The sequence below is a fragment of the Thioreductor micantisoli genome, assembly GCF_055392745.1.
Map to the genome: position 1 here is coordinate 1,157,548 of NZ_AP043760.1, position 26,213 is coordinate 1,183,760.

Annotated in this window: 26 protein-coding genes; 4 read left to right on the forward strand and 22 right to left on the reverse strand. The window is 24.7% G+C overall.

Features of this window, described 5'->3' with window-relative positions; all coding sequences use genetic code 11:
* Positions 1 to 16: 16 nt before the first annotated feature.
* Genes ACZ5OA_RS06210 through yajC form a run of 8 tightly spaced genes read right to left on the reverse strand, consistent with a single transcriptional unit; the run spans position 17 to position 8,788 of the window.
* Positions 17 to 1,159: a bifunctional folylpolyglutamate synthase/dihydrofolate synthase gene (locus ACZ5OA_RS06210; RefSeq protein WP_464907009.1), complete on the reverse strand. Its 1,143-nt coding sequence runs from the start codon at positions 1,157 to 1,159 to the stop codon at positions 17 to 19.
* The gene (locus tag ACZ5OA_RS06215; RefSeq protein WP_464907010.1) at positions 1,128 to 2,651 is read right to left on the reverse strand and encodes a GGDEF domain-containing protein; all 1,524 of its coding nucleotides are present in this window, start codon (positions 2,649 to 2,651) and stop codon (positions 1,128 to 1,130) included. Before ACZ5OA_RS06215 ends, ACZ5OA_RS06210 begins: the two co-directional genes overlap by 32 nt.
* Positions 2,629 to 3,147 carry an LPS-assembly lipoprotein LptE gene (locus ACZ5OA_RS06220; RefSeq protein WP_464907011.1) on the reverse strand — a complete coding sequence of 173 codons (519 nt, stop codon included), beginning with the start codon at positions 3,145 to 3,147 and terminating at the stop codon, positions 2,629 to 2,631. Before ACZ5OA_RS06220 ends, ACZ5OA_RS06215 begins: the two co-directional genes overlap by 23 nt.
* Positions 3,148 to 3,149: 2 nt before the next feature.
* Positions 3,150 to 5,597, reverse strand: coding sequence for a leucine--tRNA ligase (gene leuS / locus ACZ5OA_RS06225; protein ID WP_464907012.1), 2,448 nt, complete (start codon positions 5,595 to 5,597; stop codon positions 3,150 to 3,152).
* Between the two features lie 19 nt (positions 5,598 to 5,616).
* Positions 5,617 to 5,958, reverse strand: a complete 342-nt coding sequence (locus ACZ5OA_RS06230; protein WP_464907013.1) for a DUF6394 family protein — start codon at positions 5,956 to 5,958, stop codon at positions 5,617 to 5,619.
* Positions 5,958 to 6,926, reverse strand: coding sequence for a protein translocase subunit SecF (gene secF / locus ACZ5OA_RS06235; protein WP_464907014.1), 969 nt, complete (start codon positions 6,924 to 6,926; stop codon positions 5,958 to 5,960). Before secF ends, ACZ5OA_RS06230 begins: the two co-directional genes overlap by 1 nt.
* Before the next feature lie 2 nt (positions 6,927 to 6,928).
* A complete protein-coding gene (gene secD / locus ACZ5OA_RS06240) occupies positions 6,929 to 8,479 on the reverse strand; it encodes a protein translocase subunit SecD (RefSeq protein ID WP_464907015.1) in 1,551 nt (516 codons plus the stop codon).
* Positions 8,480 to 8,788 (reverse strand): preprotein translocase subunit YajC, encoded by a 309-nt coding sequence (gene yajC, locus ACZ5OA_RS06245; RefSeq protein WP_464907016.1) that lies wholly within the window; start codon positions 8,786 to 8,788, stop codon positions 8,480 to 8,482.
* A 40-nt stretch (positions 8,789 to 8,828) separates the two neighbouring features.
* Between yajC and lnt the strand changes: the two genes are divergently transcribed.
* From lnt to ACZ5OA_RS06265, 4 genes are read left to right on the forward strand one after another with little or no spacing between them, the layout of a single operon-like run.
* Complete coding sequence (lnt, locus tag ACZ5OA_RS06250; protein WP_464907017.1) at positions 8,829 to 9,908, forward strand: apolipoprotein N-acyltransferase; 1,080 nt, start codon at positions 8,829 to 8,831, stop codon at positions 9,906 to 9,908.
* A complete protein-coding gene (bioD, locus tag ACZ5OA_RS06255) occupies positions 9,908 to 10,528 on the forward strand; it encodes a dethiobiotin synthase (RefSeq protein WP_464907018.1) in 621 nt (206 codons plus the stop codon). Before lnt ends, bioD begins: the two co-directional genes overlap by 1 nt.
* Positions 10,515 to 10,934: a hotdog domain-containing protein gene (locus ACZ5OA_RS06260; RefSeq protein ID WP_464907019.1), complete on the forward strand. Its 420-nt coding sequence runs from the start codon at positions 10,515 to 10,517 to the stop codon at positions 10,932 to 10,934. The genes bioD and ACZ5OA_RS06260 overlap by 14 nt, the downstream gene beginning before the upstream one ends.
* 21 nt (positions 10,935 to 10,955) lie before the next feature.
* Positions 10,956 to 12,098: a hypothetical protein gene (locus ACZ5OA_RS06265; RefSeq protein ID WP_464907020.1), complete on the forward strand. Its 1,143-nt coding sequence runs from the start codon at positions 10,956 to 10,958 to the stop codon at positions 12,096 to 12,098.
* Here the strand turns inward: ACZ5OA_RS06265 and ACZ5OA_RS06270 are convergent.
* The 14 genes from ACZ5OA_RS06270 to era are packed head-to-tail and all read right to left on the reverse strand — an operon-like array spanning position 12,095 to position 26,211.
* Complete coding sequence (locus ACZ5OA_RS06270) at positions 12,095 to 12,415, reverse strand: hypothetical protein (RefSeq protein WP_464907021.1); 321 nt, start codon at positions 12,413 to 12,415, stop codon at positions 12,095 to 12,097. The two genes, ACZ5OA_RS06265 and ACZ5OA_RS06270, sit on opposite strands and share 4 nt — an antisense overlap.
* On the reverse strand, positions 12,408 to 13,199 hold the full coding sequence (locus ACZ5OA_RS06275) for a DUF58 domain-containing protein (RefSeq protein ID WP_464907022.1): 792 nt from the start codon (positions 13,197 to 13,199) through the stop codon (positions 12,408 to 12,410). The genes ACZ5OA_RS06270 and ACZ5OA_RS06275 overlap by 8 nt, the downstream gene beginning before the upstream one ends.
* Positions 13,196 to 14,629: a molybdopterin-dependent oxidoreductase gene (locus ACZ5OA_RS06280; RefSeq protein ID WP_464907023.1), complete on the reverse strand. Its 1,434-nt coding sequence runs from the start codon at positions 14,627 to 14,629 to the stop codon at positions 13,196 to 13,198. Before ACZ5OA_RS06280 ends, ACZ5OA_RS06275 begins: the two co-directional genes overlap by 4 nt.
* Before the next feature lie 30 nt (positions 14,630 to 14,659).
* Positions 14,660 to 15,574 (reverse strand): AAA family ATPase, encoded by a 915-nt coding sequence (locus tag ACZ5OA_RS06285; protein WP_464907024.1) that lies wholly within the window; start codon positions 15,572 to 15,574, stop codon positions 14,660 to 14,662.
* A 55-nt stretch (positions 15,575 to 15,629) separates the two neighbouring features.
* The gene (locus tag ACZ5OA_RS06290) at positions 15,630 to 17,108 is read right to left on the reverse strand and encodes a diguanylate cyclase (protein WP_464907025.1); all 1,479 of its coding nucleotides are present in this window, start codon (positions 17,106 to 17,108) and stop codon (positions 15,630 to 15,632) included.
* Positions 17,092 to 19,017, reverse strand: a complete 1,926-nt coding sequence (locus ACZ5OA_RS06295; RefSeq protein ID WP_464907026.1) for a ribonuclease R family protein — start codon at positions 19,015 to 19,017, stop codon at positions 17,092 to 17,094. Before ACZ5OA_RS06295 ends, ACZ5OA_RS06290 begins: the two co-directional genes overlap by 17 nt.
* Positions 19,014 to 19,805 (reverse strand): HDOD domain-containing protein, encoded by a 792-nt coding sequence (locus tag ACZ5OA_RS06300; RefSeq protein ID WP_464907027.1) that lies wholly within the window; start codon positions 19,803 to 19,805, stop codon positions 19,014 to 19,016. Before ACZ5OA_RS06300 ends, ACZ5OA_RS06295 begins: the two co-directional genes overlap by 4 nt.
* On the reverse strand, positions 19,802 to 20,542 hold the full coding sequence (locus tag ACZ5OA_RS06305) for a tetratricopeptide repeat protein (RefSeq protein ID WP_464907028.1): 741 nt from the start codon (positions 20,540 to 20,542) through the stop codon (positions 19,802 to 19,804). Before ACZ5OA_RS06305 ends, ACZ5OA_RS06300 begins: the two co-directional genes overlap by 4 nt.
* Entirely contained in the window at positions 20,535 to 21,266 is a 732-nt protein-coding gene (locus ACZ5OA_RS06310) for an AAA family ATPase (protein ID WP_464907029.1), read from the reverse strand. The genes ACZ5OA_RS06305 and ACZ5OA_RS06310 overlap by 8 nt, the downstream gene beginning before the upstream one ends.
* 3 nt (positions 21,267 to 21,269) lie before the next feature.
* Positions 21,270 to 22,664 carry a type II secretion system protein GspD gene (locus tag ACZ5OA_RS06315; protein WP_464907030.1) on the reverse strand — a complete coding sequence of 465 codons (1,395 nt, stop codon included), beginning with the start codon at positions 22,662 to 22,664 and terminating at the stop codon, positions 21,270 to 21,272.
* Positions 22,661 to 23,101 carry a hypothetical protein gene (locus ACZ5OA_RS06320; protein ID WP_464907031.1) on the reverse strand — a complete coding sequence of 147 codons (441 nt, stop codon included), beginning with the start codon at positions 23,099 to 23,101 and terminating at the stop codon, positions 22,661 to 22,663. Before ACZ5OA_RS06320 ends, ACZ5OA_RS06315 begins: the two co-directional genes overlap by 4 nt.
* The gene (locus tag ACZ5OA_RS06325; RefSeq protein WP_464907032.1) at positions 23,098 to 23,718 is read right to left on the reverse strand and encodes a hypothetical protein; all 621 of its coding nucleotides are present in this window, start codon (positions 23,716 to 23,718) and stop codon (positions 23,098 to 23,100) included. Before ACZ5OA_RS06325 ends, ACZ5OA_RS06320 begins: the two co-directional genes overlap by 4 nt.
* A complete protein-coding gene (locus ACZ5OA_RS06330) occupies positions 23,715 to 25,283 on the reverse strand; it encodes a hypothetical protein (protein ID WP_464907033.1) in 1,569 nt (522 codons plus the stop codon). The genes ACZ5OA_RS06325 and ACZ5OA_RS06330 overlap by 4 nt, the downstream gene beginning before the upstream one ends.
* A gap of 13 nt (positions 25,284 to 25,296) precedes the next feature.
* A complete protein-coding gene (era, locus tag ACZ5OA_RS06335; protein WP_464907034.1) occupies positions 25,297 to 26,211 on the reverse strand; it encodes a GTPase Era in 915 nt (304 codons plus the stop codon).
* Between the last annotated feature and the right edge of the window lie 2 nt (positions 26,212 to 26,213).

Consider the following 26,213-nt stretch of genomic DNA (forward strand, 5'->3'; position numbering starts at 1 on the left):
AATTGTTATTAAAGTACTATTTCTCATAATCTCTTAAAAATTTCTCCACTACTGAAAAACTCCCAAACACAAGTGTTAAATAATTTTCTAATTTTTTAAATTCTTCTGTTTTTATTTCTAATTTTTTTGCTGTTTTTATAACTTCATTTTTATCTGCAATTCTATCATTTTTTACATCAATTATAAGCAATTTATTTATAATTGGTTTTAAAATAGATAAAATTTCTTCATAATCTTTATCTTTATAGGTATTATAAACTAAATTTATTTTTTGATTTTTAAATTCATTTAAAATAACTCGTGCAGCCAATGGATTATGACCAACATCTATATATAAATTCTTATCTATTTTTTGAAGTCTTCCTTTTAATTCAATTCCTTTTAAATACTTTAAATTAAATCCTAAATTTTCTCTTTTGATAAAGGATAAAGCAAGTGCTAAATTATCAGCTAAATAAGAAGGAAAATTATTGCTTCTTATAAAATTTTGGATTTGATTTAATTCATTTTCATTTAAAAACTGAGAAAAACTTGGATAGTGTGATGCGATTTGCATAACTTCTGGATGAATTTGTTTACCTATAATTGCATTAGTTCTTATTGAATTTAATTTAGTAGTAGCTATCTCTTCAATAGTACTACCTAAAAATGATTGATGGTCAATATCAATAGGAGTAACTAAAGTCATATATCTATCAAATACACTTGTAGCATCATATTCTCCACCAAGTCCTGCTTCTAAAACAACATAATCAAAATTTTCAAAACATTTCATAGCAAGAAGTGTAGTATATTCAAAATAACTAAGTCTATCTAAATAATATTTTGGAATTAATTGTTGTAATTCTTGATGAGTTTTTTCTAATATTTTATCATTTGTATCTTTTCCATTTATCCAAATTCTTTCATTGAATTTCATAATATGTGGAGATATATAATGACCAACATTAAACCCCATTTTATAAAGATAAAAAGCCAAAAATCTGCCAGTGCTTCCTTTTCCATTCGTTCCAATAATATGAACTATTTTTTTAGGAAGATTAAAATTATCTTTTATTTCATTCCAACACTTAGGCATTCTATCATAATCAATTTCTTTATAAAAAAGAGGTTTTTTATTTAAAAATTTAGTTAACTTCAACTCTGTTTCTTCCCCCATTTTTAGCTTTATACAATCTTTCATCTGCTAATTTTACTGAATCTTGTATAGAACTAACCTCTTTTCTTTCGGCTACTCCTGCACTAATCGTAATTTTTATTCTTGTTTTTTTATACATAAATTTAGTTTTTTCTATAATTTTTCTAATTTTATCAGCAAATTTATAAGCACCTTCTTTTTCAGTTTCAGGAGCTATTATTATAAATTCTTCTCCCCCAAAACGACCTACTATATCAATATCTCTTGAATATCTATTCAAAATAAGTCCTATACTTTTTAAAATAACATCACCTGCTTCATGTCCATAAGTATCATTTACGTTTTTGAAATAGTCAATATCAAAAAATATCACACTATAATTTCTTGTAAATCGTTTATAAAATTCTTCTTGTTTTTTAAGTTCATCATTTAAAGCTTTTTTATTTAACATATTTGTTAAAGCATCAGTTTTAGCTTCTTTTTTCACTTTTTTCAATTTATCCTCAAGAATATCTATTTTTTTTCTCAAAAATTCTATTTCTTCATTCTCTTTTTCTAAATCATTAGTGAATTTTTTTATTTCTTCATCCAATCCAACTGTAATTGTAACTAATTTTTCTTTTACTACTTCAAATTTATCACTTGTATCAATTTTTTCTAAATCTTTCGAAATTATTTTTATCTCTTCTTTTGAAACATTACTATTTTTAAGAAAAGAAATTATTTTTCTTGATAAAGTTTCTGTAATCTTATCTATATCTATAAATTTCTTCTTAAGTTCATCTTTATCTTTTTTAATTCTTTTTTTAGTTAAAGTTTTTATTTCATCAGCCATATTTGAAGCTGTTATTAAAGAAGAATCTTTTTTTAATTGTTTATTTAAAATAGCAAGTTCATCATCCATAAAATTTGCATAACTTGGAGTTAAAGAAAAAATAATAGCATCTACTAGTTCACTAAAGTCTTCATCTTTTGCTAAACATTCCTCCAACTTAGGAAGCATTTCTAAAACATCATCATCATTCAAATGACATCTTTTTTTATACATTTGAAAATTTTTATCATCATAAGCAGTCATAAATTCTAACCATTCATTTCTAAGTTTTGCTATTTCATCTGGTTTTAAATAAGGTTTTAGAAAATCAATATGTTTAGATGCAATATATTTAGCTTTACTTGGAAACATATCTATAACTTGCAATACTCTTTTTGTGTAAGTAAAAAGTTCATTTGCAAATTCTTTCGTTTCATCTATATTTTCTCTATTTAAATTATTTATAAGAAATAACACCAACTCGCTTAAAGTATTAATTCTATAATTTGAAAGCATTTTTTGATATTTTTTATCAAGTTTTTGGATTAAATTAGCAACTTTATTACAATCTTCAAAAATAATATTAGCTTTTTTTGCTTCTTTACAAAATACTTCTTGGTATTCATCAGGTGTAAAAATATAATTTTTATCTTTAAAATTTGCTAATGCTTTTTTACTAATTTGTTCTATTGTTGTCATTCATTTCCTTTGCTGCAATTTTAAATTCAATAATTTGAAGTGCTTGAATAAAAGCCTGTTTAATAGCATTGTGTTTTGTATTATCATCTATAATTGAATTTGCAGTCGTTGCAAAATCATAACTTCCACTTGCACTATATGTAGTAATCACATTATGGACATCAGTAACATACGCAGTAACACTAGCACTTGCTCTATATAAAATAGGATAACCATTTGCATCATATCCTATTGCTGAAATTGATGTAGAATTAACTTTTAATTTAATATTAGACGAGCTATTTTTATCATTTAAATTAGCATCATAATCATTTACAACAGATTCATTTAAAGCATCTTTTAAATAAATAGAATCACTAGGATTTTTCACATCTATTTCTACATTTGTAGATATTTTATTACCAAGTAAAGGAGTGGTATAATCTGTTGTAGGTTTATAACCACATCCTGCTAAAAACAGTAATATTAAAAAACTTAAAGTAATATTTTGTTTCAATTCTACCCTTTTACTACAATATTTACTAATCTATTTGGAACTACAATCTCTTTAATTATAGTTTTTTCTTCTAACTGACTCGCAATAGCTTGTTTAGCCACTTCTAAAATTTCTTCTTTTGAAGAAGTAGCAGGAACTGAAATTTCTGCTCTTTTTTTACCATTTATAGTAACCGCCATATTGATTTCATCTTCTTTTAGCGCATCCACGTCAACTTCTAATTTTCCAAAATTATTTTTACCAAATAAATCATCGGCTAATTCATTAGAAATATGAGGAACAATAGGTTCTAAAATATTTGTAATAATCCAATATCCTTCTGTATAAATATCTTGATTTTCTATTTTATTAAGTTCGTTTAATGCTTCCATACAAGCTGCAATTAATGTATTAAAAGCAAATGTTTTTTCATAAACTTCTTTTGATTTTCCAAGTGCTTCGTAAACTTTTTTTCTAGCACTTTTTTCTACTTTTGAAAGTTTTATCGGATCAATTATTGGCTTTTTGTCTATTTTTTTAACTTTTTTACTATTTATATAAAGTCTATTTAAAAATCTAAATGCACCTTCCACTGCTTTATCATTCCATTCAAGTTCTTTTTCAGGTGGAGCTGCAAAAAGAGTAAAAAGTCTTGCAGTATCAGCTCCATATTTATTTATGAGTTCATCAGGATCAACAGTATTACCTTTACTTTTACTCATTTTAGAACCATCTTTTAAAACCATTCCTTGTGTTAAAAGATTTTTAAAAGGCTCATTTACACTTACATAACCTAAATCTCTGAGTGCCTTTGTAAAAAATCTAGCATACAATAAATGTAAAATTGCATGTTCAATCCCACCAATATATTGATCTACACTCATCCAATATTTTTCATCTTCAGCCCTAAAAGGTACATCAGAAGTTTCATGAAAATCAGTTACATATCTAAATTGATACCAACTTGATTGTACAAATGTATCCATTGTATCAGTTTCACGAATTGCATCACCTCCACATTTAGGACATTTTGTATATTTCCAAATTGGATGATTTTCAAGTGGATTTCCTTCACCTGTAATTTCTACATCATCAGGAAGAGTAATTGGTAAATTTTCAATATTTTCTGGAACTATTCCACATTTTTCACATTTAACAAATGGAATAGGAGCACCCCAATATCTTTGTCTGCTAATTCCCCAATCTCTTAGTTTATAATTTACTTTTTCTTCACCAATTCCAAGTTCTTCAAATTTAGCAATAATTTTCTTTTTAGCTTCTTTTGAAGATAATTTTGTAAATTCTTCAGAATCAACCATTATCCCTTGTTCTGTGTAAGGTAAAATTAATTCTCTATTTTTAGGTTCAATTACATGTTTTATAGGTAAATTATATTTAGTTGCAAACTCAAAATCTCTATCATCATGTGCAGGAACTGCCATAACCGCGCCACTTCCATATTCAACTAAAACAAAGTTTGCTACCCACACCGGAATTTTTTCATTTGTTAGTGGATGAATTACATCTATACCTAAATAAACACCCTCTTTTTCTTTTGCAGCTCTATCTTTTGGTAAAACAGCTTGCATTTGTAAAATTTTATTTTTTGTTTTTTCATCTAATAAATTATTATTTATCATATAATTTACAATTTCATGTTCTGGTGCAAGTGCTGAATAAGTAACTCCATAAACAGTTTCTGCACGTGTAGTAAATACTGAAAATTTTTCAAATTTACTGTTTAATTTAGTTTTACTTTCATCACTTAATTCAAAACTAAATTCAAGACCTGTACTTCTTCCTATCCAATTTTTTTGCATAGTTAAAACTTTTTTGGGCCACCCATTTTCCAATTCTTTCATATCATCAAGTAATTCCTGAGCATATTTTGTAATAGCAATATAATATCCTGGCATCTCTTTTTGGATAATAGGATTATCACATCTCCAACAACACCCATCAACTACTTGTTCATTTGCTAAAACTGTATGACAAGTTTCACACCAATTTACAGTTTGACTTTTTTGATATAAAAGCCCTTTTTCAAACATTTTAATTAAAAATTCTTGTTCCCATCTTGTATAATCTGGATTAGAGGTTGCAAATTCTCTAGTTTTAGAAAAACTAAGTCCTAAGCTTGCAAGTTCTTTTCTCATATAATCTATATTTTCATAAGTCCATTTTTTTGGATGAAGTTTGTTTTTAATAGCGGCATTTTCTGCTGGCATACCAAAACTATCCCAACCTATTGGATGTAAAACATTAAAGCCTTGTTGTCTATAATATCTGGCTAAAGCATCACCTATTGAATAGTTTCTAACATGTCCCATATGAATTCTTCCACTTGGATATGGAAACATACTTAAAATATATTTTTTATTTAAAGTTTTATCTTCTTTTGGTTCAAATTCACCAGACTCATTCCAAATCTTTTGCCATTTTTTTTCTATTTCACCTGGATTATATTGCATCTAATTTTCTCCTTAAAAGTTAAAATTCTTCTCTTGTTTTAGCTAATTCAATTGAAGCAAATACAAAAGCTACTATATTTGCAATAAATGCACCTATTGATAAAGAAAGTGCTATATGTGAATTATGTAATACTATTTCATAATAAGCAGCTGGAATTAAATGTAAATCAGCTACTAAACTTGCAGCAAAAAGTTCTGCAGCAAGTAGATTTTTTACCCCAATTTTTAAAATAGTTGAAATTAAATTCAAACAAAGTGCTGCAAAAAGTAACACACTACTTGTAGAATCATATAAATATCCAGCTATTGATGTAAGTGACATCAATGAAAAAAATACATATATTACCTTACCCCAATCCATTATAAAACTCCTTGCCCATATTGATTTCTAAGTTGTTCTTTTTCTCTTTTTATTTTTTCTTTTTTAGCTAATTGTTTTCTAAAATCATCTACTTTAAAAGTTAACCAAATTAAAAGTGGTGAAGCTATAAAAATAGATGAATAAGTTCCTGCAATTATTCCAACTAAAAGTGTAAAACTAAAAGGTTTTATAATCTCTCCACCAAACATATAAAGAGTTAAAACAACCAAAAATGTTGTAAATGAGGTTAAAACTGTTCTAGAAAGTGTTTGAGAAACAGCAGAGTTAATTAATTTTGCTAAATCTCTCTCTTTTGTAGTAACAATTTCTTCTCTAATTCTATCAAATACAACTATTGTATCATTCAAAGAATATCCTAAAATTGTAAGAAGTGCTGCTAAAACATCTAAATTTACATCTACATTAAATAAAGAAACAAACCCAATTGAGATAATAATATCATGAAAAAGTGCAATTACAGATGCAACAGCAAATTTCCATTCAAATCTAAATGCTACATAAATCAAAACACCGATTATTGCAAAAACAAGTGCTTTAATCCCATTATCTCTAAGTTCACTCCCTACTTGTGCACCAATAATATCAACTCTTCTAATTTTAAATTGACCTAATGGTTTTAAAATCTTAGAAACTTTATCACCTAAATCCTTTGTTACAGAATTTTTAGCAGTAACAGGAAATTTAACAATAACTTCCTCAGCACTTCCAAAATTTGTAACAGATACACCTTCAAATTTTTTGGATAACAATTTTCTAATATCTTTAATAGGAGCTGTTTTTTCAAACTGCACTTGAACAACTGTTCCACCTCTAAAATCAATTCCCCAATTAAAGCCTTTTGTAAAAGCTAAAATAATAGAAGAAATAATAAAAATTAAAGAAATAGAAATAAACAGATTCCTTTTTGACATAAAATTATAAATTTTACCACTACTAAACCATTCCATAATTACCCCTTCATTCCAAAACTTTTAGGAGTAAGTTTCATTCTATTTTCTAAAAACTCCCAAATTCCATGTGTTCCAAGAATTGCTGTAAGCATACTAGCTAAAATTCCTATTGCCATTGTAATTGCAAAACCTTTAATAGTTCCAGTTCCATAAGCAAAAAGTGCAAAAGCTGCAATTAAAGTCGTAATATTTGCATCAATAATCGCACTCATGGCATTTGAATATCCACCTTCTATTGATTTTTGTATAGATTTACCTTCTCTAATAAGCTCTCTAATTCTTTCATTAATAATAACATTTGCATCAACTGCCATACCTACAGTCAAAACAATACCTGCCATACCTGGAAGTGTAAGAGTTGCACCAAAAAGTGCCATAATTGCAATAATTAAAAATAAGTTAACAACTAATGCCATATTTGCAACAATCCCAGCTGTTCTATAATACCAAACCATAAATATAACAACCAAAACAAATCCACTAATAAGTGCTATTAAACTAGCTTTTATACTATCAGCTCCTAAACTTGGTCCTACACTTCTTTTTTCAAGTAAAACAATAGGTGCTGGCAAAGCTCCACTTCTTAAAGCAATTGCTAAATCATGTGCTTCTTTTACATCACTCACTGTAATTTGTCCACTTCCTCCACCAATTCTTTCTTTAATAACAGGTGCAGATAAAACTTTGTTATCAATTACAATTGCCAAAAAATCACCTACATGTTTTCCAGTCCAATCACCAAATATTTTAGCACCTTGACTATTAAGTGTAAAATTAATTACAGGTTGATTATTTTGATTAAAGGCAACTCTTGCATCTGTTATCATACTTCCATCTAAGATAGGAAGTTCTTTTACAATATAAGTTTTTGTAGTTCCTTTTTCAGGTAATATTTTATCTCCATACTCGGCTGCTTCTTCATTTGTAGTTGGATTATGTGCTGTATCAACTTGCATAAGTTCCAAATGAGCTGCTGTTGAGATTAATCTTTTAGCTCTATCTTCCTCAGCTTTTGTTTTAATTCCTGGAAGTTCTACTACTATTTTATCTTTTCCTTGTTTTGTAACACTTGGTTCACTAAGTCCAAAAGCATTAAGTCTGCTTCTAATAGTTTTAACTGCTATATTTATAGCATCTATTTTTGTTCTTTGTATTTCTTTTGGAGTAATATTAAGAGAATAAACTACTTCATCTTTTTTTGTTTGTTTATTTATTTGAAAACCTTGAAAAATTTTAAGTTCTTCATCCATTTTTTTCATATCATCTTTATCTAAAAGTGTAAATTTAACTCCATTTTTTAAAACCCTAATATCATCTGTATATAATTCTTTTTTTTGTGAAATATATCTAATTGTAGCTGCTGTTGTTTTAAGATTTGCTTTTATAGCTTCATCATATTTAACACCTAAAAGTAGATATAGCCCACCTTGTAAGTCAAGTCCTAATTTTATCTTTGGACCTTCACTTTGAGTAAAACTTGGGATAGAAAAAACTACCCCAAAAATGAAAGCCAAAGTAAAGATTATTAATCTATAACTTATTTTTTTCATTTATTTACCTTTAACCTCATCAACTTTTCTTGCTACTGCATCTTTTGTAAGTTTAACTTCTACATTATCGTTGATTTTAGCTTTGATAAATTCTTCTTCATTTTTAATCACTTCTGCTATAATTCCACCAGTTGTAACTATTTTGTCACCTTTTTTTAATTCATTAACCATAGCTTTGTGTTTTTTTGCTGATCTTTGTTGTGGTAAAATTACCAAAAAATAGAAAATAGCAAATAAAATTATAAGTGGTAATAATGAAGATAAAATCCCCGGTTGTCCAGCTGTACCTGCTGCATAAAGTGGTGTCATCGTAATCCTTTAAAATAATTTATCTCACTAAGGAGAGTTTATGAAACAATATTTTAACATATATTTATTAAAAGAGAGTTTAATTGTATCGATTTTTTTATCACTTCCTTTGTATTTGATACATTTTGGCATAGATTTTAAACTAATAAACACAATTATTATCATATTTGCACTCTTTTTATTTTTCAAAGCTAATATCAAAAGTTATCCTTTAATTGGATTTTTCACTTCAATTTTTTGGCTTTGGTGGATAGCCATGAGTTTTCGATATTATAATCTAACATATCTTATTCCGTTTGTTATTATTGGAATTGGTCTTTTTTATGGAGTTATATTTTGGCTTTTTACATTTTTAAGATATAAACTAATAATAATTTTCATTTTTGTTTTTGGACTAAGTTATATTTCACCTTTTGGATTTAATTGGTTTAGATATGATGTTTTACTTCCTCATACCTATTTTTATAATAAAACTCCTATACATCCAGCACCACTTAAAATAAAAATAGTAAATACACATATTTCTCAAAATCTAAAATGGACAAAAAAGTATATTTATAAAGAAATTAATAATAATCTTATAGAAATAAATAAAGCTATAAAAGAAAAATATGAAGTTGTAATCTTACCTGAAACTGTTTTTGCCCTGCCTCTGAATCTATATCCAGAATTAATACAAAAGCTTAATAAATTATCAAAAAATATTACAATAGTTACAGGAGCACTAAGTTATCAAAATAAAGCTTATTATAATTCAACTTATGTTTTTACTAATGGTAATTTTAAAATTTATAATAAACATATTTTAGTTCCTTTTGGCGAATATATTCCTATACCTTGTTGTAAAAAGTTATTAAATAAAATATTTTTTGATGGTGCTGAGGATTACAAAGCAAGTCCAAATTTTGCAAGTTACGAAATAAAAGGAGTAAAATTCCTAAATGCTATCTGTTATGAAGCTACAATCGAAAAACTTTATCAAGAAAAAGGAAAATATATCATTGCTATGAGTAATGATGATTGGTTTTTACCAAGTATTGAACCGACTTTGCAAAAACTTTTGATAGAATACTATTCACTTAAATATAATAAATATGTTTATCATTCAAGGAATTTATAATGAATCTCTTTATAACTGCAAACAATACAGATATGGGAAAAACTTATACCACTTTAAAACTAATTGAATCTCTAGGTAAAGAGTTTAGAATTGGAGTATTTAAACCAATCGAAACTGGTGTAAAAGAGTATCCACTCGATGGTAAAAAACTTTTAGAAGCTACTCAAAAAGTCAACCCTGAATTTAATGATATTACATTAGAAGACATAGTTCCTATTCAATTTAAACTCCCCGCCGCTCCTATTGTGTGTGGTAAAGTAAAGTTTGATAAAATCGATAAAGCATACAATAAATTAAAAAAACGATGTGATATTTTATTAATTGAAGGAGCTGGTGGGATTTCAGTCCCAATTACAAATAATTTCATAATGAAAGATTTTATTAGCTATTTTAATGCCAAAAGTTTATTGGTTATTGGTGGAAAATTGGGATGTATAAACGATTTAGCTTTAAATCTAAATTTTTTTACTCCTGATATTTGGACTATAAATGTTTTAAATGACGACTTTTTTATAACAACTTATCCATATCTAAAACAAAAATATAAAAAAGTCTTAATTATTCAAAATAATTTAGATAAAATAATAAAAAAGATAAAGGACTTAAATGATAGAAAATGAACATAATATAGAACTTAATACTCATAAAAAAATAAATCAAGCTTTATGTGGTAAATTAATTGCTCACACTGAAAAATATGCAAAAGTAAAATTCGAAGCTACTAAAGAAATGGCTGTAGATGAATTCGGACTTATTCATGGTGGATTTACATTTGGAGCAGCTGATTTTTGTGCAATGGCTACTGTAAATCATCCTAATGTTGTATTAACTAATTCTAAATCAAAATTTTTGGCTCCTGTAAAAGTCGGAGATATTGTTGTTTTTGAAAGTGAAATGATATTTGATGATGATAAAAAACAAGAAATTAATGTAGTTGGAAAAATTGATGATATAAAAGTATATGAAGGAATTTTTGGAACTGTAGTTTTGAAAAAGCATGTATTAAAACTTAAAATAAGTGATTAATTATAATAAAAGAAAAAGATAATGTTAAAGTTAATATTTTTTATATTATTTTTGAGTGTGAACTCTCTTTTTGCCAAAAATAATTCTTGGATTGATTTTCATTCTAAATTAAATAACCCTCTAACAAAACAAGAATTTTTATTTAAAATGGAAGATTTCAAATCTAATTATAATTATTCAAATTTTATAAATAAATTAAGTAATAAATATTTTAACATTTCTTATGAACAGCTAATACCTATACAACTTCCTAATTATCATCAAAAAACTAAAAAAGAATTTGCAAAATATAAACATTATGGACAAGTTATTTCAACTTATATAAGTATCAAACAAAAAGCTAATAATAACAATATGAGTAAAAAATATCAATGTTCTGAACTAGTTAATAGATTTTATAGAAAAGTTTTTCACATAAAGACTATTCAAAGAAATGGAATTGCTACGGCTAAAGAATATAATAATCTAATAGGTCATTTTGATTCAAAAAAAATAAAAATAATTTATTATCAAGTTTCTAATATTAATATTAAAGTAAAACCAAGAGCTAGTTTTGCACTTAAAAATATTTATGATATAAAAAGAAAAGGAAATAATTATATTTATTCTAAAAATTTTAATAAAATTTTTGAAAATCATCCACCTACAAATGGAACTATTTTATCTTTTGCTAATAATTTTCATTCTAAAACTAATATATATTTTGGACATACTTGTATTGTAAAAGAAGTTATAAAAATAAAAAATGGATATAAAATATATTGTTTTGAACAAAATGTAATTAGAAAAAAAAATCATACAATTTCTATAAATAGACCTATAACTTTTTTACAAAAAAATGGTCATTGGATAGAAATAGGAAGTGGTATATTAGGTCCTCATATAGGAAGAATAGGACCTCTAATTGGATGGAGTATTCCTTATTATATTAATAATACATATATAATTGATCAAACAAACTTTATAACTTTAATTACAAAATTAATTAATTCAAAATATTTAAATTTAAATGAATATCAAAATAAAATATTAAAACCATTTCAAGATAAAAACTCTTCATCTTATGTAATAAGGGAATTATTTAATAAAATAATTAATAATATTATAACTGCATATAAAATAAAAAATGAAAGTTTTTTTGATAAACTAATTTCTTGGTTTTAAAGTTTAAATTTTTCTTTTATTTCATTAAAAAGAGTTTCATCAAATGGTGGAACTTCTTTTTTGTAAGTGTAAAGATGGAGTTTATCAATATATTCTTTACTTCCTTCTTTATCTCTTATAATTTCAATTAATTGATAAGCAGTTTTTTTAGAATCACTTAAATCAAAGACATATTTCTCTTTTTTTGACCATTTTTTATAAATAAAATAAATTATTCCAATAATGACAAAAATAGAAAATAATAAAACTGCAATAAAAATATAAAAAGAGTAATCATTAACTTCAACTATAGGTTTTATATCTCTTAATTTATCCAAAAAGTCTCCTTAGTTTCAAAACATCTTCATCTGTATAAATTTTTTGAAATTTGATGTTTGAAGTTTTTAATAATTTAAATAAATTACTATCATTTTCTAAAAGTTTTGCTCTATAACTTTTATCAAATTGAGCAGTTTTTACCTGATTTGTAATAGGATCAATTATATTATAACCATTTAAAAGTTCTGGATTTTCTTCTAATCTATCACGAACAATAACTGAATAAGTATCATATTTTTTACCAAGTTTTTTGAGAATATCACTATATTCAAAAAAATCACTAACAATTATTAAAACTGAATTTTTGGGTAAATGTAAAAGTAAATTATAAATTTTTTCAAATTCAAGCTTAGCTTTCACATCTTCATCAAATTTACTCAAATTTCCCAAAAGTGCTTTATAACTTTTTGTTGGTTTTGAAAATAGATTATTTTTTGAAAACAGTTGCAAAGTTACTCTATCATCACTCCTAACACCACTAAATCCTAAAGTAGAAATAACTTCAATCATTTTTTCACTTTTCAACATTTTTGAGCCAAAAAAAGTTCTATAATCAAAAAGCCCAACTATTACAATATTAAGTTCTTTTTCTTCTGTAAAAACTTTAATATAAGGCTTTTGCTTTTTAGCAGTGATATTATAATCAATTCTTTTGACATTATCCCCAATTTGATATTCTCTAAGTTCTTCAAAATCAATACCTTCTGAATGTTTAGTGGAATAACGATTTCCAGCAAAGAGAGAAAAAGATTTTTTTCTTGAATTTATAATTATTTCTTTCATCTATAAACCTTTACAATTTCTGAATAAGTTGCATTTTTAGCATCTGAAGAAATAATTTGATTTACTTCACTTCCAGCATACATAAAAATCATATTTTCATTTAAATTTTCATCTTTTTTAATTTCAACTTCTAATTTTCCTATTTTTGTCTCTAAAATATATTTTCCTTCTAAATTTTTAGCATAAGCAAAATTATCTCTTTTAAATTGTGAATTTAATGAGTTTCTATTTTTAGCAGTTACAAGCCACATCCCATTTGGATATTCTATTTTTTCATCAATAAATTTAGCACTTTTTTGAATTTTATTTATTTCTCTTTTTGGTTTATAAATTTCATTAATATATTCATCTTCACTTTTTAGTCCACTAAAATTAAATCTTTTAAACATCTCTTTTGTAAATTCATATTCACTAATTCCAAAATCTTCTTCAACTGGTTCATTTTTAAATACAAACTCGTGGAAATAACTACTTTTTATATCTTTTTTAGCATAAAAATCCTTAGTAGGAATAAAAACATCAGCCCTTTTAGCTGTTTCATCTAAAAATTTGCCAAAAACAATAACTTTTTTATTTTCTGGAATTTTGAAATTTGGCAAGCTAATTAGTGGATTTGAAGCTTGAATAAAAACTATATCTATTTTGTTCCAATCAATTTCAAAAAGAGGCATTTTGTTTTTGTGAGAAACATCAAAAGGATTATATAAGTCCTCCATAGAACCACCTAAATATGCAATATTTACTTTTTCATTTTGAAGTGCAAAAATAGTTTGTGTAGTTTTATCACCCCATTTTGCCTTGCTAACTCCAAGTCCCAAAAATATAATAGCACCTTCATTTAACATTTTTTCTAATTCATCTACTTCTTTAATTCCAGTTTTCTTAAGATATTCTTTATTTTTTGTAATTAAATATTTAGCTAAAAAAATATCGCTATTTGGATTTATTTGATAAAAAATATTACTATTTTTAGCAGTTTTTGTCTTTCTTACATCTATACAAACTTTTTTACTATTTTTTATAAGAAGAATTAAATGTGTGTTTGTTTCATAACTATTTCTACCCCAAAATATAATATTCTTTGCTTTTTTGATTTTGTCGGTTGTAATAATCTGTGATTTTAATCCAGAATCAATTATTCCTTTTTCCCCAAGTCCATCACAACTACTTCCAACTGCAAATGTTGCACCTAATTTTTCAAAAAAAAGCTTAGTAATATTTTGCATAATTCCCATATTTCCACTACCTTTTAGAAACAAAATTCTATTAGACTTTGTGAATTTAAGTAGTTTTTCAACTTCATCTAAATTAAATTCAATATTATGTTTTGGATATTTAAAATAATTATTTAATTTTGGGCATAAAAAATTATTAGTAATACCCTCATTTGTAGGAATAAATTTATTCCCCTCTTTTTTCATTATACACATATCCCAACAATCAAGAGGACAAACAAGCATCTATTTCACCGGCACAGTAGATACGATTTGTTCAATTATATTATCAGCACTTATTTCATCCGCCTCTGCTTCATAACTTAATACCAATCTATGACGAAACACATCTTTTACCATACTTGCTATATCAACAGGTGTTACATAATCTCTGCCACTCATAAAAGCAACTGCTTTACTTGCTTTATACAGACTTATTCCACTTCTTGGACTTGCTCCAAAATCAATATATTTATGTTTAATTCTTGTAGCATTTACTAAATCCACAATATATTTTGTAAGTTCATCATCAATATGCACATTTTTTACTTGCTCTTGCATATTGAAAATATTATCTTTTTTACAAATTGCTTCTACTTTTCCAAATTTCTCATCTGCACTTCTTTTGATTACTTCAAATTCTTCTTCTGGAGTATTGTATCCGATTACAACTTTTAACATAAATCTATCAAGCTGTGCTTCTGGAAGATTGTAAGTTCCTTCTTGTTCCACTGGATTTTGTGTAGCCATAACTAAAAAAGGCATATCAAGTTTATAATTTTCATCAGCAATTGTAATTTGCTTTTCTGCCATTGCTTCAAGAAGCGCTGATTGAACCTTAGCTGGGGCTCTATTTATTTCATCTGCTAAAACTAAATTTGCAAAAATAGGTCCCTTTTTTACTCTAAATTCTCCACTTTTAATATCATAAATTTCTGTTCCTATTATATCTGTTGGAAGTAAATCTGGAGTAAACTGAATTCTCTTAAAATCTAAATTTAAAACCTTTGCTAAAGTATTTACCGTTAAAGTTTTAGCAAGTCCTGGTACACCTTCAAGCAAAATATGTCCATTTGTAAGAAGTCCAATAAGCAAGGCATCTATCATTTTATCTTGCCCTACTATTACTTTTTTTATCTCTTTTTTAATACTCTTTATCATAAAAGCTCCTATTTAATTATATTTAAAATTATAAAGAATTTTTATGAATATAAAATTAATTATAAAATGTAAAAATCCCCTTTCCACTTCTTTTTGAAAAATACATAGCTTCATCAGCTTTTTTTATAAGTTCTTTTATATTATTTGCATTATTTGGATAAATAGCAATACCAATACTTACACCTACTTCAACTAAAATATTATTTTTTATACTAATTGGTTTTGATATCTCTTTTATAATTTTACTTGCAACTGTCTTAATATTATCATTATTTATATTTTCTGCCATTATTACAAATTCATCACCACCAAGCCTTACAATAATATCACTTTTTCTAAATAATTCTTTTAACCTATTCGATACTTCGATTAAAACTATATCTCCAGCTTCATGTCCATAAGTATCATTTATAGCCTTAAATCCATCTAAATCCATAAAAAACAGAGTCAACTTTGTTCTATTTCTATCGATCCTTGCTTTTATAGTTGGGAATACTTCAATTAAAAATCCTCTATTATAAAGATCAGTTAATTTGTCTTTTGTAGATTTTGAAAAGAGAAATTTTTGCTCTTTATGAAATAAAAACAGAGTATAAAATAAAAATATAACTAATAAAATATCTATAAGTAATTGATATAAAAATTGAATCCACAAAGAGTGTTGTAATTTATCTATAATCTCATTATTTAATTTAGACATACTCAATCCAACTTTATTTAACATATTAATTTTAATAGTAATAGTATTATAAAAATATAAGGAATTTATGCCAAAATTTTGTTGTTTATTAAGAGCAATTTGCTCTATTTTTTTTACTTTTTGAAACACTTTACTATTTTGTAAATTATAAAATTTATTTTTTATTTTTTTATTAGTCAATTCCATTGATTCTTTAAAAAGAATCTTTTGTTCCGCTAGTAAATTTACATATAAAATATATAATTGTTTACTCCAACTATTTTGTGAAAAAATTCCTGATAAAACAGCTCTTTCTCTTCCAGTTCTCTCTTTTGCCATTTCAAAATTTCTATATGAGGAAAAACCCCTTATTAATTTGTCATTATTAGCAATTAATAAAATTTTTCCCATACTATCAAGCAAATTTTCGTTCATTTTACTATAAAAGTCTATCTCTTTTTCTAAATTTATTTTGTTATTTATAACTTCTTTTCTTATTGTCTTCAATTTATTTAAATATAATTTTACTTTTTGTATAGGAACTTTACTACAATAATGACTTGCATTCAAAAATTTATTTATGGCTTTATTTGTTAACTTTATTTTTTTTAAATATAAAATTTTAAATTCTTTAGAATATCTACCTAAATACCCCGCTCCTGTTCCTCTTTCTTGTTGTGATCTATGTAAAAATTCACTTATTATTTTTGAAAAATTATTTACTTTTTTCATACTATTTAAATTGCTATTTTTATTATATAAATAAATAGAAGTTGTAATTATTTGAATAAAAACCATTATAATTAAAACGAAAGCACTTATTTCTATAAGCTTATTTTTATTTTTTCGTTTCATCTTCTATAATTTCACCTTTTATTTTTGTAGTTGCTAAATTTACATTTACTATTTTTACATTCACTTTTTCAAAAAGTTCTACTTTTTTTCTATTTAAAAAGATTCTAGCGCCTACTATTTCATCCTCTATTTTTGCAATTGGAGGCTCTTTTGTATCTACTACAACTGCTTTAACAACTTGTCCTATTCTTTCATTTGCCCATCTTGCAAATTTTCTATCATAAAAATCCCATTCTATTTTCATAGCTTCTCTTTCTAATTCAGAAATTTTTACAACCAAGCTTTCTATATTTCTTAATATAAATTCTCTAAACTTTTGATTATTATGTATGATTGATTTAAGTAATCTATGTAAAGTCAAATCTGAATATCTTCTAATTGGTGAAGTAAAATGTGTATATTTTTCAAATCCAAGTGCAAAATGACCACTATTATAAGCCTCATATTTTGCTTGTTGTTGAGTTTTAATTATCATTTTATCTACATATTTTTCTATTCCTAATTCTTTTGATTTTTTTTGAATTTCTTTTAAAGTTTCAATAATATTGTCTTTATGATTTACATCTATTCCAAATGGTAATAAATTATTTAATAATGTTTGAAGATCTTTTCTTTGTGGCTCATTATGAACCCTAAAAATACCAAAATCAATCATACTAGCTGCTGCTTTATTTGCTAAAAGCATACAATCTTCAATTAATCCATGAGACGAAGTTTCACTTTCTATTTGAACTTTTTGAAGTTTTCCATCTTCATCTAAACTCATTTTAATTTCATCACTGAAAAATTCAAGTCCCTTTTGAAGTCTTTCTTGTTTTAGTTGTTTTGTAATTTCAAATAAAGGGAAAAGCCATTCTAAAATTTCTTTATCAATTTCATCTTTTTGAATATCTCCATCTAAAAATTCATCAATAGTATCATATGAATATTTTCTTTTTGAATTAATTACACACTCAATTAATTCTTCATCTATCACATTATTATTTTCATCAAATATTATTTTAAAAGTTAAAGCCAATCTATCCTCATTTTCTTTAAGAGAGCATATATTTTCACTTAAAGCTCTAGGTAACATTGGTATAGATTTATGAGGAAAATAAATACTAAAACCTCTCTTCATAGCTTCTTTATCTATTGCTCCATTTAAATAGACATATTCACTAACATCTGCAATTGCTACATATAAAGTTCTATTTTTAGTATCGTAATAAATTGCATCATCATGGTCTTTTGCAGTCTCTGGATCTATTGTACAAAAAGAAAGATCAGTTAAATCTTCTCTTGCATATAGACTTTTATCTACATAATTTCCAAAACTTTGTGCTTCATTTATAGCTTTTTTAGGAAACTCCTCATATCTATCATATAAAGCAAGAGAAATTTTTTCATCAACTTGTGCGTCATCTAAAACACCTAACACTTCTTCAATCTCATAAGTATAAGCATTAAGTTTAAAAACTGCATTTTGAGGAAGTTTTTTGAGTTGTTTTGGTTTTATATTTGTTTTTATCTCTTTACCTGTTTTAATATTTATTATAACTGGATTTGGTTCTAATGAGAGATATCCAACTATTGTCTCAAAAGCCTTTTTAAGAAGCAATATTACTTTTGCTTTTGGGCGAGAATTTCTATTAAAATATCTTTTTGCTAAGACTAAATCACCCTTTTTTGCTCCATTCAAATCTTCTGGTTCAATTAATAAATCTTTTTTACCAGTGTGGGGAGCAAGAAACCCTACTCCTTTTGAATTTATGTCAATAGTTCCTATTATATAATCACTTGTTAATTTTAAAGTTTTTTTACCATTCAAAGCTTTTATAGATATTAAATAATCAACTAAATCTTTATAATTTTTTGGGATATCTTTACGATAAATTCCTTTTGTAAGTTGAGTTATAAATTGAATCATTTAACAGTGCTAATCGCTTCATTTAAGGCATCTATATTTAAATTATATTTTTCAGCGATTTTCATACCTTTAGCTATATTTTCATCACTTAAAGGGTTAAATAAATCAACTGCCGTGTAAGTTACTGCTAACGCGGCTGAATATTCAATATAATCTCCAGCATTTTTTAAATCATCTGCAAATTTAATAGCATTTACAAGTTCATTATCAAATTTCCAATAACTAAATATTTCAGCTGTTACTTCTAATGTATCAGTATTTAAATATTCTCTTTCAAGCTCGCTTCTATTTCCATTAGCTAGTCTTTTTTGAAATTCCTCTGCTAATCCTTCTGTAACAAGAATAGAAGAAATAATTATTGCCCCAATTTCAATTAAAAATGATGCAGTTGAAAGAATATCAAGTTTACTTCTATCTCTTTTATACCAATTAACAACTAAGGCATTTTGAAGTTGTGAAACTAATACAAATTTACTTTCACTTATACCATAAGCACTTAAATCTATCTTCATAGAACTTTTAACAGCTGATGCAACGGCAAAACCTTTAACTGTACTCATTCCAAAAAGACTAATAGCTTGATCAACATTTTTAATTTGACGACTAAATCCATATAATGGAGAATTTGCTGCTTTTAATAAATTTGCAGTTAACATTGGATCTTCTTTCACTACTTTTACCAAATCTCCTATACTAGCTTCTGGATCTGATGTTATTTTTTGAATCTCTATTACACTTTTGGGAAGTGGTGGAAGAGATTTAATTTTCTTTAATATATTTTTATTCACTTAATACTCCTTAAATATTCTTTTATTTTTTGATTTTGACCATAAATTTCTAAATAAGCATTTAATAATTTTTTAGCTGTATTTATTTCTCCCAATTTTACCAAACTTTTAGCATAAAGCAACCAACTTTCTGCATTTTCTGCATTTATATTATTAGCCTTTTTAGCCCATTCAATACAATTATTATAATTTTTTTGATTAAAATATATATTGGCAATTTTTATAGCAGTTGTATATTCTGGAAATAATTTATAATTATTCAATAAATCTTCTAATGAATATTTTTCTTTGCTGACTTTAATTATTATTTTAGGCTCTATTTTAGGCTCTATTTTAGGCTCTATTTTATTTTTCTTAGTTTTATTTGTTTCTTTTTTAACTTGTTTTTTTAAAGATTTATTAATAAGAGTTGTGTTTACATCTGCTATGGGGGTACTATTTTTCTCTGGTGTTACTTCAGGAGTTATATTTACATCTGGCACAATAGGATTTAAAGTTAATTTATCAATTTTCTTTTTAGAAATAATTATATTTGTATTTATTTTTGTAGAAATATTTGTTTCAGACTTAATTATTTTATTTTTTACATGTTTTTTATTTTTATAAAATTGAAATCCATTATTATTATATAAAAGATAAAAGATAAAAGATAATATTATTAATATAAAAAAATATAAAAAATATTTTTTTATATTTCTTTTATAATATATTTTTTCTAATTCATCATAATTATGCATGAATTTCCTTTATAAATATATTAGCCATTTCTATATATTTATTATCTATTCTATTTTTATGCACTTTAGCTGGATATCTTTTATAAAAATAATTTATAATATCAAAAGTCCTATAGACAAGCTGATTAATCTCTCTTAAATTACCATTTGTAAACTTATAAATAAATTTATAAGTTGATTTTCTAAACATTCTATCTATTTCTTCAAATCCATTGTGAGTAAGTTTAGAAGAAATAAAAAAAACCATTTCATCATATTTACAAGGAGTAGTATTTAAAATATAATTAATCCGCGAGCTAAAATGTTTTTTTGCAAATATTTCTTTTGCTTTTTTTTCATGTGTAGCCAAAATTATTGTATAATTTTTATTATCTGCAAACATTCTTAATGTTTCAATTCTTTCTAAACTGAGTGTCTGTGCTTCATCTATAAATACAACTCTATGTCTTTCACTATCTAATAATAATAGTTCACTTAATGCATCTTCTTCTTCGATAGGATTATAAATAAAATACAAATCACTATCTATATTTTTTTCTTTTAATGAGGTATATACTTTATTCATCAAAAAGCTTTTTCCATTCCCTGCTTCTCCATATAAAAGTATCATTTTTTCTTTTTCATTAATAGCATACATCATATCTACTTCTAATCTTTTAGACAAAGGGGCATAAAGAGAGATATCAATCTTATCTCTAAAAAGCTCTTTTGCTTTATAAAACATATGTTAATATCCTAAATCTTTAATAGTCACTTTTTTATTTTGTCTAACAATATGAGGTGTTACTACAAATACTAATTCTACTTTATCAGAAACTTTATTTTTATAAGAAAATAAATATTTAACAACTGGTATCTCTTTTAATAAAGGCACTCCATTTTCTTGAAATGAATTTTGATTTGTTATAAGTCCTCCCAAAACCAATGTATCTCCATCTTTTATTCTAACAACTGTGCTCATTTTATTTTCACTAGTATCTGGCGGTAAATCTTTTCTATTAGTATCCTTTAATTGTGTCTGGTCTCTAAAAGCTGAAACAGTAGGATTAATTCTCAATATAATATTCCCCTTTTCACTTATTTCAGGAGTAATATCTAATAATATACCAATAAATTCACTTTTATTAGAATATTCTGCCGGCTGTGGATTACCATTTTTATCTGTATATGAAGCCTTTGTTAAAGCATTATAATTAATTGTATCACCAACACTAATTATTGCCTTTTGATTATTAAGTGCCACTATTTTTGGATTTGATAATGAACTAACATTTCCTTGTTGAGATAAAAAATTTAAAAGACCCGCTGCATTAAATAGTGTTTTATGAATTATTGAATCAACTCCTGTTATATTTACTGGAGCACTCAAAGAAGAAGATGAAGAACCTAAACTTAGTCCTAATTTAGACCAATTAATTCCAGTTTGATTACTTTTACTTAAATGAACTTCATAAATTCTAACATCTATCATAATTTGTTCATGTAATCTTTCATTTAATTTATTTATATAATTTCCAATTTTTGATAATTGTTTTTTAGTAGCAGTTACAGTTACTAATCCTGCATTCTTATCTATAATAGGAAGAGGCGCTTTATATTCACCATCTGAATTTAAAATATTATTTAAATTTGCTGCAAGACCAGACCAAAAATCGAATGTATATGCTGAATTTACTGAATTTGTATCACTACTATCTGAACTACTTGAACTATCTGAACTACTACTTCCTGCTGAAGAAGCAGAAAAATTAGAATTACCTGTTCTTGTAGAAGGAATATAATCAATATTAAAAGTTTTCGTTTTAATATATGAAATATGAAGTATATTATTTTTTATATTATAGAAAAAATTATTATTACTGATCAATAAGTCCAAAATTTGTAAAAAACTATAATTTTTTACAGAAACTCCACTTACTTTTAATTCTTTTGATTTTGATTTAGCTATTGAATCATCATATACTACATTTACATTACAACTATTAACTGCTATCTCTTTTAATATGGAACTTAAAGATACTTTTGCATCATTAGATATTGAAAAAGTAAACAATTTAGAACCACAAACTCCTGCCCACACTATATTTGTTAAGAAAATAATTAATAAAAAATATTTTTTCATTTTAATACCTTTAATTTAAATTTATTTGTTTTCATATTTCTCTGTAATATCTCTATTTTCTTTTTATGTTTGAACAAAATAGCTCCTTTTGTAATTTTAATTAATTTATAATTTTCTAAACTTTCACCTATTTTTAACCATTTTTTTTCATTTTTTTTCATATATTTGAAATTTAATAACACTTTATTATTTAAAATAGCTAATACCTCTAATTTAGGTTCTATTTGAGTAACAAAATGTTGATTGATAATATTTTTATTTCCTCTAATAATTTTTTTATCTACTACTTTATGTGATATATGAAAAGGATTATAAAGAGGAGTATTCAATTTCAAAGAATAATTCAACATATCATTTACATAATTTTCATATAATTTATAACTAACATTAGCAAAAGCTATATTAAAAGTCAATAAAAATAAAAATATTTTTTTCATAATTGGGCTCCATATATATTAATAGTTACAGAAGTTATCATTCCATCTGTTTTTAAAGACACTATTTTAACTAAATCTTTTCTAGATTCAAAAGTATTTATAAGTTTTACAACATTTGGGAAACTCCCTGCGACTTTTAATGTTACTTGCATTTTTAAGTTTACTAACTTATTATTATTTTTTTTATCATTTAAAAAAAGATTATTATCCAATTTTAATAATAATAAATTATTATTTTTTACATATTTAGGAATTGTATTATAGATATCCGCCCATCTATTTAAATTAAAAATTAAAAATTTAACTTTATTTATTAAAATATGCATTATAGTTTCAGCTTTTGTTAGTTCTTCTATCTTTACTTTTAATTCTCTTCTATCTTTTTTAATTTTTATAATAGAATTTTTCACTCTTATAATATTCATTTCTTTAGAATTTATTTTACTATTTAATTGTCTGTTTTTATTTAAAGAAGTATTAAACATATTATTTGTGACAGGAAATATAAAATAATAAACAATAAAAGCTATTATAATTAATGGTAAAAGAAAAGTTAATTTTTGCTCATTTTCTTTTTGAATTGCAAAGAAAGTATCTAATTGGTCTAATATTTTCATAAGTCCACCTTTACATTTATAACAGATGTATAATTTTGATTATTTTTATCTTTTATCACACCACTTGTTTCTACGTCAAGGTGTTCTTTTTTTACTAAATTATTTACAAAATTAGTAATATAAGCTTCATTTTTAGAAAAAACATTTAACTCTAATATACCTTTTTCAAAATTAATATTTTTAGTATAAATTTTATTTTTTTTCATATATAATGCTATTTTTGTCATTAAAGAAGATATAGGCACATAGTCTTTTTTATCTTTATGTAAAGTAGTTATAATTTTTTTTACACTTTCAATATATATTTTTTTATTTTCAGCTATTTTTTTCTCAATTTTATAAGATTTTAATATATTGTTGAAATTAGCATTTAATACATTAAAATTAGAAGTTAAATGATTTAATTTTACTTCTAATCTACTGTTTTCATAATTTTTAATAGTTGAATAAATACATTGAAATGCTGGATATAATAAACAAATAATAAGTGATACTATACTTATTGAAATAAATTGTCCACTTTTTCTAAAAAAGAAAGTAGGAGGTCGCTTTTTAAGTGTAAAATTATATAATTGATACTCTTCTTTATATGCATATTGAGTAGATAAAATATTTAAAAATGATAGCTGATCTATTTTAACATTATTAGGATTATACTTAGTATCAAATTTTAATTCATTTGCTTCTATTCCACCTAAATAAATATTTGTAAAATCAATTACTCCTGGAATAGCTCCATTTTCTGTCGAAATAAAAACTCTATCTATAGTTGATAATGCAAATTTTCTTTGTAAGGAACTAAATTGATTTATTATCATCATAAAAAGATTACTAAATGTTTCTGATAATTCATTAAATAAAATTTCTTCAGAATCATCATAGTGATCTAAATTCAAACCTTTTTTTGTTAATAAATCAACAAATATTTCATAAGTAAAATTTTTTATATCTATTTCACTTTCTTCTTTTAATTTTTTATATAAACTTTTCATACCTTGATTTAAAAGAACAGTTTGTAAAAATGTTCCATCAGCATATAAAGTTATTAAGGAAAAATCTTTTGTAAAATATATAAAAATATCTTTTTTAGGTTTTAATATCTTTTTTTTATATAAAGATTCAAATAAAAATCCACTATAACCTAAATAATCAATATAATTATACTCATTATTTATAGGTTCAAAATATTCTTTTATGACATCTTCTTGCACAATAATAACTTCAGCTATCATATTTTTTTCATCTGCAACAGAACTACTTAATTTATATTTAAAGATATACTTTTCAGATTCATCAAGTTCTAATTCTTCATAAGCTTTAGTTTCTATATAATCATATATCTCAATTTTATTAATTAAATTTTTAGGAATTTTCATTTCATAAGTAGTAATATATTTCATAGGAATATAAGTAGATATTAAAGTATCTTTAGAAATATTTTCTTTGAGAGTTTTTTTTCTAATAATATTCTCTTCTAAAATAAATACTTTATTAAAATCACAAGGATCAATCGTTGCTATTTTATTTAAATTATAAGAATATTTTTTTATTTTATTTAGTTTCATTAGTTTTAACCTTTTATTCTATATATCCTATCTCTTCAAGCATTTTTTTATTTTTAGTCCAATTAGAAATAGTTTTAACATATAGCTCTAAATATATTTTTTTATCACTAAATATTTCAAGCAATTTTCTTGCAGCTATTCCTATTTCTTTTATTTTCTTACCTTTTTTACCAATAACCATTGATTTTTGAGAATCTTTTTGAACTACAATCATTGCATATACTTTATCAAACTTATCCTTTTCTAAAATCTTTTCAATAATTATATCAGATTCATAAGGAATTTCATCATTTAATTTGTCAAAAAGTGCTTCTCTTATTAATTCTTTATAAATATCTTTAATATTTTCAGTCGAAATTATTTCTGGGTCATAAAAATATGGATGAGTTGGAAGATATTTAATAATTGTTTCAAGAAGTTTATCTCTATTAATATTATTTGTAGAAGAAATAGGAATTAATTCAAGATAAGATTTGTTTTCTAATGCTTCATATTCTTCTATTTTTTTATCTATTTTTTCAACTTCGAGCATATCTATTTTTGTTAGAACCAATAAATGAGGAATATTTTTTTTATTTAACTCTAAAAACTTTTGATATCCTTTAGTATCTTTTCTTGCATCGGCGATATAAAGAATTAAATCACTATCACTTAAAGCTTTTAAAGCTTCATTTAACATATATTTATTCAGTAATTTTTCTTTTTCATGAATACCTGGAGTATCAATTAAAATAATTTGATTATCTTTATACATTACAATTGCAGTAAGTCTTTTTCTTGTGGCATTTGCTTTTCTTGAAGTCATTGCAATTTTTTCACCAACAAGCCAATTAATTAGTGTAGATTTACCTGCATTAGGCTCACCTAATACTCCAACAAATCCACTCTTTTCATTATTATCTTCATCTGCAATTATAAATTTTTCCAAAA

Coding starts and splice junctions, on each gene's coding strand:
- bioD (WP_464907018.1), top strand. CDS start 9,908: ATGAATCTCTTTATAACTGCAAACAATACAGATATGGGAAAAACTTAT.
- ACZ5OA_RS06330 (WP_464907033.1), bottom strand. CDS start 25,283: ATGAAACTAAATAAAATAAAAAAATATTCTTATAATTTAAATAAAATA.
- ACZ5OA_RS06280 (WP_464907023.1), bottom strand. CDS start 14,629: ATGTGTATAATGAAAAAAGAGGGGAATAAATTTATTCCTACAAATGAG.
- ACZ5OA_RS06285 (WP_464907024.1), bottom strand. CDS start 15,574: ATGATAAAGAGTATTAAAAAAGAGATAAAAAAAGTAATAGTAGGGCAA.
- ACZ5OA_RS06275 (WP_464907022.1), bottom strand. CDS start 13,199: ATGAAAGAAATAATTATAAATTCAAGAAAAAAATCTTTTTCTCTCTTT.
- ACZ5OA_RS06215 (WP_464907010.1), bottom strand. CDS start 2,651: ATGACAACAATAGAACAAATTAGTAAAAAAGCATTAGCAAATTTTAAA.
- ACZ5OA_RS06320 (WP_464907031.1), bottom strand. CDS start 23,101: ATGAAAAAAATATTTTTATTTTTATTGACTTTTAATATAGCTTTTGCT.
- ACZ5OA_RS06325 (WP_464907032.1), bottom strand. CDS start 23,718: ATGAAAATATTAGACCAATTAGATACTTTCTTTGCAATTCAAAAAGAA.
- ACZ5OA_RS06310 (WP_464907029.1), bottom strand. CDS start 21,266: ATGTTTTATAAAGCAAAAGAGCTTTTTAGAGATAAGATTGATATCTCT.
- ACZ5OA_RS06260 (WP_464907019.1), top strand. CDS start 10,515: ATGATAGAAAATGAACATAATATAGAACTTAATACTCATAAAAAAATA.
- secF (WP_464907014.1), bottom strand. CDS start 6,926: ATGGAATGGTTTAGTAGTGGTAAAATTTATAATTTTATGTCAAAAAGG.
- secD (WP_464907015.1), bottom strand. CDS start 8,479: ATGAAAAAAATAAGTTATAGATTAATAATCTTTACTTTGGCTTTCATT.
- lnt (WP_464907017.1), top strand. CDS start 8,829: ATGAAACAATATTTTAACATATATTTATTAAAAGAGAGTTTAATTGTA.
- leuS (WP_464907012.1), bottom strand. CDS start 5,597: ATGCAATATAATCCAGGTGAAATAGAAAAAAAATGGCAAAAGATTTGG.
- ACZ5OA_RS06290 (WP_464907025.1), bottom strand. CDS start 17,108: ATGAAACGAAAAAATAAAAATAAGCTTATAGAAATAAGTGCTTTCGTT.
- ACZ5OA_RS06315 (WP_464907030.1), bottom strand. CDS start 22,664: ATGAAAAAATATTTTTTATTAATTATTTTCTTAACAAATATAGTGTGG.
- ACZ5OA_RS06210 (WP_464907009.1), bottom strand. CDS start 1,159: ATGGGGGAAGAAACAGAGTTGAAGTTAACTAAATTTTTAAATAAAAAA.
- ACZ5OA_RS06305 (WP_464907028.1), bottom strand. CDS start 20,542: ATGCATAATTATGATGAATTAGAAAAAATATATTATAAAAGAAATATA.
- ACZ5OA_RS06230 (WP_464907013.1), bottom strand. CDS start 5,958: ATGGATTGGGGTAAGGTAATATATGTATTTTTTTCATTGATGTCACTT.
- yajC (WP_464907016.1), bottom strand. CDS start 8,788: ATGACACCACTTTATGCAGCAGGTACAGCTGGACAACCGGGGATTTTA.
- ACZ5OA_RS06295 (WP_464907026.1), bottom strand. CDS start 19,017: ATGATTCAATTTATAACTCAACTTACAAAAGGAATTTATCGTAAAGAT.
- ACZ5OA_RS06265 (WP_464907020.1), top strand. CDS start 10,956: ATGTTAAAGTTAATATTTTTTATATTATTTTTGAGTGTGAACTCTCTT.